Origin of the sequence: Pseudomonas sp. UBA3153 (assembly GCF_002364635.1) — a bacterium.
Lineage (GTDB): Bacteria > Pseudomonadota > Gammaproteobacteria > Pseudomonadales > Pseudomonadaceae > Pseudomonas_O > Pseudomonas_O kuykendallii.
Map to the genome: position 1 here is coordinate 1 of NZ_DEYR01000032.1, position 8,523 is coordinate 8,523.

General features: G+C 53.8%; 6 protein-coding genes and 2 pseudogenes. 3 read left to right on the forward strand and 5 right to left on the reverse strand.

The annotated features are described in order from the left end of the window. On the forward strand, positions 1-638 hold a 638-nt coding region (locus B2X67_RS06955; protein WP_286785041.1), incomplete at its 5' end, for a cation transporter. A 451-nt stretch (positions 639-1,089) separates the two neighbouring features. Then, a pseudogene (umuC, locus tag B2X67_RS06960) lies at positions 1,090-2,253 on the forward strand (translesion error-prone DNA polymerase V subunit UmuC); the annotation flags it as partial. Positions 2,254-3,230: 977 nt separating this feature from the next. Here the strand turns inward: umuC and B2X67_RS06965 are convergent. From B2X67_RS06965 to B2X67_RS06980, 4 genes and pseudogenes are all read right to left on the reverse strand, one after another. Beyond that, positions 3,231-3,440: an MbcA/ParS/Xre antitoxin family protein gene (locus B2X67_RS06965; protein ID WP_349677784.1), complete on the reverse strand. Its 210-nt coding sequence runs from the start codon at positions 3,438-3,440 to the stop codon at positions 3,231-3,233. After that, positions 3,440-3,741: pseudogene (locus B2X67_RS06970) on the reverse strand (hypothetical protein). Before B2X67_RS06970 ends, B2X67_RS06965 begins: the two are co-directional and overlap by 1 nt. A 90-nt stretch (positions 3,742-3,831) precedes the next feature. Beyond that, entirely contained in the window at positions 3,832-5,232 is a 1,401-nt protein-coding gene (locus B2X67_RS06975; protein WP_286785042.1) for a DEAD/DEAH box helicase, read from the reverse strand. Further along, on the reverse strand, positions 5,229-5,819 hold the full coding sequence (locus B2X67_RS06980) for a hypothetical protein (RefSeq protein WP_286785043.1): 591 nt from the start codon (positions 5,817-5,819) through the stop codon (positions 5,229-5,231). Before B2X67_RS06980 ends, B2X67_RS06975 begins: the two co-directional genes overlap by 4 nt. 104 nt (positions 5,820-5,923) lie before the next feature. Here B2X67_RS06980 and B2X67_RS06985 point away from each other — a divergent pair, with 104 nt between their 5' ends. Continuing rightward, entirely contained in the window at positions 5,924-6,157 is a 234-nt protein-coding gene (locus tag B2X67_RS06985; protein ID WP_286785044.1) for a helix-turn-helix domain-containing protein, read from the forward strand. A 1,714-nt stretch (positions 6,158-7,871) separates the two neighbouring features. Here the strand turns inward: B2X67_RS06985 and B2X67_RS06990 are convergent. Then, complete coding sequence (locus B2X67_RS06990; protein WP_286785045.1) at positions 7,872-8,141, reverse strand: hypothetical protein; 270 nt, start codon at positions 8,139-8,141, stop codon at positions 7,872-7,874. Between the last annotated feature and the right edge of the window lie 382 nt (positions 8,142-8,523).

An 8,523-nucleotide genomic window follows, 5' to 3' on the forward strand; every position in this document is an offset into this window, starting at 1 on the left:
GATCAGTAGACCACTACACCCTGATAGGTACGCGGGCTTGCGCACCAAGCGAGGTCGCGGAGAGAGGGCAGGCTGACGCCCAGGAGGCTCTAGACGAGTCCAGAGTGCTTAAAGCCTTGCTGGGTATCAACGCTCTTATGTTTGTAGCCGAGCTGGTTCTTGGGGTTATTGCTGAGTCCACAGGGTTGATTGCGGATTCGCTGGATATGTTCGCCGATGCCGCTGTTTATGGCCTTGCCTTCTATGCCGCTGGACGGAGCAAGGGTCTACAGCTTAAGGCCGCACATCTGTCGGGCTTTCTACAAATAGCGCTCGCGTTAGGCGTTTTACTGGAAGTTGTGCGCAGATTTATTTTCGGCAGCGAACCCGAGTCATTGCTGATGATGGGGGTTGGCCTGGTCGCCCTTGTGGCCAATGTTGGCTGTTTGCTCTTGATATCAAAACACCGGAATGGTGGCGCTCACATGCGAGCAAGCTGGATATTCTCAGCAAACGATGTATTGGCCAACCTAGGGGTTATTGTTGCTGGCTTACTGGTGATGCTTACGGGTTCGCCTTATCCCGACCTTGCCATTGGTTTTGCTGTCGGGCTGCTTGTCCTCAACGGTGGTCGGCGAATTCTTGCCATGAAGGCTTGATGATCATGCTCAAACCTCCGCCCATTAAGCAACGTGGAGGTTTAACCGGGAGGAAATTAATCTTTCTTTTTTCGATCTACCTAAAGGACGTGCTCACGCGCTTGCCAACCCGGAAAGCCAGCTGTTGCTGCACAGCTGGGCTCCCCGGCAAGGCGTGATGCCCCGTTCGCCTAGCTAGATGTATGCGTCCGGCTGATTTCTGCACGTCGGCACGAGGGTGCCCACTTACCGTGAGCAAACGCTCTTTTCTGCCACCTCAATCAGATCGGCCTTGCCAGCTTGCGGGCGACTGTACGCATGACCTGCTGGGATGACGATGGTTACGTTGGCGTTCGAACAGTGGTCGTGAAGGGTTTCAAGAGGCCTCGAAAAATTGAAAAATTGTTAGTCTGGTAAAATGCTTATAAAACAGTATGTTACAATCTACTAACTGTTAGAGTCATTCAGATACAACGACGGCTGTGTGATCGCTCGCTCGGCCGACGCCAAGCCTTTCGTGAAAATGGGTGCGCTGTTTCATGAGATCCGTGGCGAACTCAAGCATCATGGAGTCGTGGCCTTCAGCAGCAACTATGCGCTCTACGGGGATATGAGCGAACGAGTCATGAGCATCTTGGAAGGCCGGCTACCCAACGTTGAGGTGTACAGCATTGATGAGGCGTTCGCCGAGCTCAGCGGTATGCCGGAGTCATTAGATAACCTGGCCCGCTCACTTCAGAACGAGATCAAGCAGAAGACTGGCATCCCGGTGGGCATTGGTATCGCCGGCACCAAAACCTTGGCCAAACTGGCAAACCATGCAGCCAAGCGCTGGCAACGGCAAACAGGCGGAGTGGTCGACCTACGAGACCCCGTACGTCGCGACAAACTGCTCAAGGCCATGCCGGTGGAGGAAGTCTGGGGTATCGGCAGGCGCATGCAGGCGCATCTCAACGCCCAAAGCATCAAAACTGCCTGGGACTTGGCGAGCAGCGATGCCTGGACGCTGCGTAAGCGTTTCAACGTGACAATCGAGAAGACAGCTCGCGAGCTGCGTGGCATAGCCTGCCTGGAACTTGAGGAAGCAGCGCCTGCCAAGCAGGAAATCTGCTGCAGTCGATCATTCGGTAAACGCCTGAAAGACATCGAGCCGATTCAGGAGGCTGCTACTGCCTATGCCACCCGCGCGGCGGAAAAGCTGCGCCAGCAGGGCTCGCTGTGCCGCCAGGTGCGAGTCAGCTTGCGCACCGGGATGTTCAATCCCACTGAAGCCAAGTACGCCAACGGCATACTCTGCCAACTACCCTACCCGACCGACGACACACGGCTGATTATTGCTGCTGCTCGTGAAGGCATACGTCGGCTGTACCGCGATGGATTCATCTATGCCAAAGCACAGGTGCTGCTTTTGGATCTATGTAGATGGGATGAGTACACACCGGATCTGTTTGCCCCTGAGCAACCTGTGAAGACAGAGCAGCTAATGAGCACACTGGACGCTATCAATGAGCGCTGGGGACGCGGGACGCTAAAGCCTGGGCGAATTGCCAAGCAATCTGATTGGGGCATGCGGCGTGAAATGCTGTCACCGGCCTATACAACGCGTTGGCAGGAGCTGCTTGTAGTTAAGTCCTAATAGACCATCCAGATAGGGGGTATCAGCAAAAGAAACCAAAGCCTCGCCGTTAATTTACATGAAGTGAGTTCAGGGACTGGAGGTTGGGCTAAGTCATTAGTCGCTCCCACGGGATTTCAAACGAACGATATTGATAATGCAAAACGCCAGCCGGGTTTTTCGGCTAACTGAAGTCCAGAATGATGGGGGGCGCTAGACCAGATGCTTAAGTTCTGAAATGAATTTTTCCAGCTCTTCAGGGTCTGGTTTCTCGTGTTTGAAGCGGAGTGACTTGTCAGACATCACTTCTACGACCCCCCACTCAAGGTCATGTAAATCCTGACCAGGCTCGGGCGGGTTCAACCATGCGGGGTGACGATTAACAACGTGGATATTTTTTCGCATAACTCATTAAACCTCTGGTGAGCTGATCATTAATATCTTTCGATTTTCTGAATTATTTTCGATTTAGCAGGCTTCTTCAGGCCTTGCTATACGTGGCGTTCAGCATATGTATATGCTCCAAAGGGCGGAACAATTTTCCCATTTCTTAATTAACTCCAGGGTTGAGCCCTGTTCGCCTGCCCGTTGATGAAACCATCAGGCCTCGGCGAAATTCTCCTGGAAGGGGCGGCCTGCTCTATAGACGAAGAAGCGACTTGTGAGGCTAAGCAAAATTCACTCCATGGCGAAACTGAATACACTAGAACAGCAAATCGTGCTTGCGAGGAGCTCTTCGCCTTTTCCTGTCTGAAGAACTTCACCTGCACTTGGGTCTTGCCGCAACAAGTGTTTTGCACTAGCTCTGACATCCCCTGGCAACTAAGCACTACGTAACAGCTCGACCAAAAAATCACTGGCGTGGATGACTGCCCTAAAGCGTTTATGCTGCATGGCCATGCCAGTCCTCAAAATAATGTTATAGACCAAGGCTCATTGGAACTAACTGGCATAAATTGGCCACTAGGAAGGTGGTCAAGCCGTCCAGCCTTATCAACTTAAACAACACCGCCGTACTCGATACAGCGCAACAACCGGCGCACTTGGATAGCGCCAAGCTCAGTGGTACATAAAGAACGAGGAGACTTCCCATCCAGGGCAGTATTGGGGGATGTGAGCCACGCTGTCGTGGCAGCACGGCTCTCGAATACCTCCATGGCCAACGCCTCGACTTGTGCGAACCGTTGAACATCGACTGATTCAGACATCAGCTCTGCTCCCAGTAGTTACCGTTGCCGATCAAACCAAAATCCTCAGAGGAAAATGGCTGATCATCATCGAACATGCCATTGACCATTCGCTCCCGACGCAAGCCGCTCAGCACCCTGAAAAAGCAGTGCTCGCAGAGATGCACCCGGTATGCGCCCCGTCATGCTGCGAGCCATATCCCCATTGGGCTTCTAGCTTGCCGTATTGAAGGCCATAGCCGGGAATACGAGTGCCAGAACGGCACACGTCGCAGATCACATCTTCAACAACATCGACTAATGCCTGCGACTTTATCTCCATGCTCACCTCACGATATCGTTCCACGCAGCACCGGCCGGTTATGGATCAATGCACACCGGCATCATTCGAGCAGCCTCGGCTGGCTGAACATCAGAAACAAGCCAATAGCTGCTGCCGGTAATGCTGGGAAAAGCTGACCTGATAAGCGGGCTCAATTGGAAAACCACCCAGCGAAATGATGCTCGTAGCCTGCGACCCAATACCCGGTTCTGCTCCACCTAACCCAGCACCGTCGATACCCTCGACATGGCCCGATGTATCCATCGGCTCAGGCCTTGAGCCTGGATTAAATCCAGGTATCTGCACATCGCTCAAAACCGCCAGGTCATCCGGCAGGTCATCCGCAATTCGCTCCGCAAAGCCCTGAAGCGTCGGTTCCGCCAGCATGAACAGCCAGGCCTGGTCGTCGGACTCACCTGTGCGTCGCAGCACCCGCCCCAGCACTTGCCGGTAATGCAGTTCGGTGCGGATACGACTGAGATAACAACAGACCTGCAGGCGGGGAATGTCGGTGCCTTCGCTGATCATTCCGACGGCGACAATCCAGCGGCAGGTGCTGCCTCGGAATGCACCGATCACTTGCTGCGCATCCGGGGTTTTGTTGGTCACGATACGGCACACTTCACCCATCGCTTCCAGAGCCTGGGCTATTTGCTGGGCGTGTTCGATATCAGTGGCTATCACCAAAGCAGCTGCATCACGCTTGATCTGGCGTAGCTCGTTCAGCTTGCTGCAGCCAAGGTCGAGGATTGGATTGATCACCTCGTCATGGCGCAGCAGTTCCTCATAGGTGACAGGTGACTCGCCCAAAAGCTTGGCGATACTGGGAAACAGCCTCACGGAGCAATCTGCGCCAAGTTCTTCCGTGAGCTTCACCTTCTGGTTGTCGAGCAACACAATGCGAGGTGCCCGGCACACGCCGTCGGCAATGCCATCTTTCAATCCATAACGGTAATCACAGATCAGATGTCCCTCGGGCGACGAGTAGCGAGCCAAGGCAATGGCCTTGTCGTCCGAACGCCAGGGCGTACCAGACAGGGCCAACGTGAAGGCAGCGCGATCCTGTATCCGGTGCAGTATCTGCTGCCCCCAGGCATTGCTGAGCAGCGGATCGTGACCGGCGCAATGGTGGATTTCATCGAAGACCACAAGCACCCGGTAGTCATCAAGAAGCTGCCAGAATCCTTCATCTCGATATTCCATGGCCTGATAGGTGTACGCGGCCCCCACTGCTCCTATCTGGCCGTCGAGACGCCTGCCTAGCACAGCCGCAAAAGTCGAACGAAAACCCTCAACGACTTGGCAGGATGGTGCAAAGCACAGCACCAGATCAATTCTGTCCTGCTCAAGCAGTCGGCTGGCCAGCTCTGCGGCCATGCGCGTCTTCCCGGCTCCCGGCGTTGCCTGACAGAAGAAGTGCGGCGTGGCGGTGAAGTGCTCCAACGCCCTGGCGATGCAGCTGTTCTGCCAGCTGCGTAGTGTTCTGCTCATCGCGGCGCAGCGAGCGTTTTGAGGGTCTTTTCGATGGCGCGTAGATGGCCCAGAAGTCGAGAACTGCGATCCCTGGCCTCCAGGTACTCGCCTTCAACTTTGTCCCGTAAGTGCGGCATCTCGTCCAGTAGCAACTTGAATCGCTCCGCTTCGCCCATTGAAGTGAGGAAGTCCATGCGGATTTCCTTGTGGAGCGCCTCCAACTGCAAATCCATATTGGCTGACGACTTAAGCGGCAAAGCTTCAAGGGCGGGCACGGCCTTGTCTGGTTCGGGCACTCCGGCAGCCATAGGGCTGTTCTCAAAACTGTTGTCGATCAGTTCCAGTTGCAGATGTGCTGGGGTCGGCTTCAGGTGATAGATCTGTCCTCGAACACGACGATCCTCATCCACTACAACCCAGCCCGCGCGCACTAATCGGCGGATTTGCTCATACACATAACGGCGCACATCGGCGATACGGAAGTGTGTGCCCTTCAGGCGAGCGGCATAGGCATCGCGCAGTTCACGGGTCGTAAACGTTGAACGCACTGGCTCCTGAAGCAGCTCATACAGACGCCTGTCGAAGATAAACGAGGCCGATTTCATTGAGGCACCAGAAGAGTTAGCGCGAAAGAAATGCGGATTATAATCCGTGGCTCGTGCGTCCGCAAACGCACGATAGTGCCGCCTCAAGTTGAATTGAGATGGTCATGGATACGTTGGCGAAAGTGTTAGGGGAACGCATCCGAGCGCAGAGGAAGGCCTGCCGGATTTCCCAAGATGCACTGGCGCTGGCGTGCAATATCGACCGCAGCTACGTAGGCCGCATCGAGCGTGGCGAGGTCAACATCACCGTTGAGAAGCTATACCGGCTTGCGGGCGAACTCTCCTGCGAGCCTTCAAGCCTTCTGCCAACGCTGTCAGAATCTAATCTGATCGTCTGACGCCATCTGGCAATGAAGTCGTAAGCAGTCTAGTTGTTGCTAGTACATGCCCCTGCCACCCAACATACCCACACCTCCAGACAGTCGTCTTCATTTTGGTGGCTGAATCCCCGTCAAATCATCTGACCTAGGGGAAGCTACTGATTCAATATCCCTGCGAAAAGATTCCGTACGGCGCACAGCGCTCCCGCCCCCGACTGGTCAATTCCAGGGGGAGATTTTCCTTCTGATCTATTTCTTAAACATCCAACTCTGCTCCGCACTTGCACAGCAGCAAGGCCATCCGTGCTTGTCGAACAGCTGGCAGGCTATGGCTAACCGGCGCCACCAGAGCGGCATGAGAAGCCACCCGCGAGCTCGACAGAGCAACTTTCCCACGCCGCGCAACAACAGACCGCCCGAAACAGGAAAGCGCCTAGAATGGCCCCAGAAGCGTTTTTGAACCCATAGACCTGCCAGGCAAGGTCAAACGGAATAAATTGCTCCAGACGCGCTTCTGGACCGCCTGCCGACTATGTAAGAGACATCGGCTCAGAGCACCAAACCACGACACCTACCCTTAAAGGCTGGGTTACTGCGCCGAAGTAAGGCGTGAAATTCAACTCGAAACCACCGCCAGCTGCGCCCACAGGGCCTACGCCTCAGCTAGCAGCCACGCCTTGATGCGCCCGATCACCTTGGAAGGCGTATCGAAAGTGCGATGCAGTAGCAATTTTGCTGCCTAAGGAGCTAACCCTGTAGCGCTACAAGCCGATCGTTTTCTGATCACCGACAAAAACCCCCTACTCCCCCTATCCTCCGTAATCTACCCACCGAGTTGTCCACAGCCTCTGGGGATAACGCAGGAAAAAATCTCGTAGAAACGGGATTGGCATTTGAATCAGCACCCACCCGAACTCCAACAGTAGTTGCTCCTCTCTCCGAACGGGCATATGCAGAGAAAATTGTCTTCTCAAAACATGGACAGAAAGACTAGTCTAGTATTCATCGCAACTCACTTTGCGTAGCGAGAATTCAGTAATTCTAGTTAGGCCGACGACGATCAGTCCGTGCGCCGTACTTCTTGTCCAGATGAACCGCAACTCGGTACCCGACCAATGCAATAACTCCGAGCGCAAAGAGCACAGAACCAATTGCGCACACAAGCAAAATTGATGAATTCATTTTAAATTCCTACAAGGAGCAATCCTTCGCTTCGCGACACAGAACCAGACAACACCACCAAACTTATCGATCAACCTCTGGTATTCATAGGTAATTCAATTAAGCAAACAATATAAAACCGGTTATCCATCCTGCTTCTTGACCTCAAGTCCGCTCGCACAACGAATACTCAGACTACCCAACGTGTAGCACAAACAACCAGCTAAATACTTGTCACCGCACAATACAACTTGATCATCAGTGATCCAAATACCGCCAAGGTCAGACCAAGGATAATAAATACCCTGGCCGTATAATCCCGCGTCAGTTACCTCGAATAACCCCACGAGCCACACACGCCTCCGTCAATAACCTTCAACTCCAAGTCAGGACCAGTCACTCGATAGCCCTACCCATGGCCTTGCACATTCCCTTCAGCCTCACTAATGCGCGAACCGCATACAGCGCAATCCTCGCTACCAGGCTTACCATGCAAGCCAACAGCACCAAAACTCCACAGGCGAACGCCAGCGACTCAATCGCGCTCGTCCAGATACCAAGGTCTATCCACCTACCGAGATTCATTGCTGTATGCCCTGCCCGGTAGCACCCGGATCTCATTCCAGTCGCGTAGAGCATCTCGAAGAACGCTGCGTGACATCAGGAGCGTCACCCAGTTCAGCAACAGTGCCAGCAGCAAAACTCCTATCTGCATAACCAGTAGTTCGATCAGTCCCATTTCAACTCCATGCCCGAGATCCATCACCTCAGGCCAAGCAATCCGCAAATTTGCCAGGGGTGTTTTCTCCCCATCTGAACCTTCGCACTGCCAGTTCTCCATGCCGAGTATTCTCCCTCAACCCCCTGCATTCCCAAGTCGTCTTGGTCATGACCTCCGGACCGTCCACTTCCCTCAACTCAGCCACACATACGCTGCGCGACACAGTTTCAGAAAATGCCTTTCCCCATTACTAACTATGTGAATCGACGATCAGTTGACATAGGTTTAAAAAAACCGCTGAAAGCCTCGTGCTAGAGCCTTGCGCGTCTATATTTAAAAATATCCAGTGTTGATAGGGTGAAAATTCTGTCCTTCAGGATAGGCGCGCAGCCTAGTGCCACTAGGGCTTGATAGACTCACACGACCTCCAATTTTGGAAGCGTGACCAGGATAGGCTCACACAGTCACAAAATCGGGTTGCCGGATAGGCGCGCAGCCTAGT

What these genes read in the sequence shown, in the direction of transcription:
- B2X67_RS06965 (WP_349677784.1), bottom strand. Translation starts at nt 3,440, where the DNA reads ATGTCTGAATCAGTCGATGTTCAACGGTTCGCACAAGTCGAGGCGTTG.
- B2X67_RS06975 (WP_286785042.1), bottom strand. Translation starts at nt 5,232, where the DNA reads ATGAGCAGAACACTACGCAGCTGGCAGAACAGCTGCATCGCCAGGGCG.
- B2X67_RS06980 (WP_286785043.1), bottom strand. Translation starts at nt 5,819, where the DNA reads ATGAAATCGGCCTCGTTTATCTTCGACAGGCGTCTGTATGAGCTGCTT.
- B2X67_RS06985 (WP_286785044.1), top strand. Translation starts at nt 5,924, where the DNA reads ATGGATACGTTGGCGAAAGTGTTAGGGGAACGCATCCGAGCGCAGAGG.
- B2X67_RS06990 (WP_286785045.1), bottom strand. Translation starts at nt 8,141, where the DNA reads ATGGAGAACTGGCAGTGCGAAGGTTCAGATGGGGAGAAAACACCCCTG.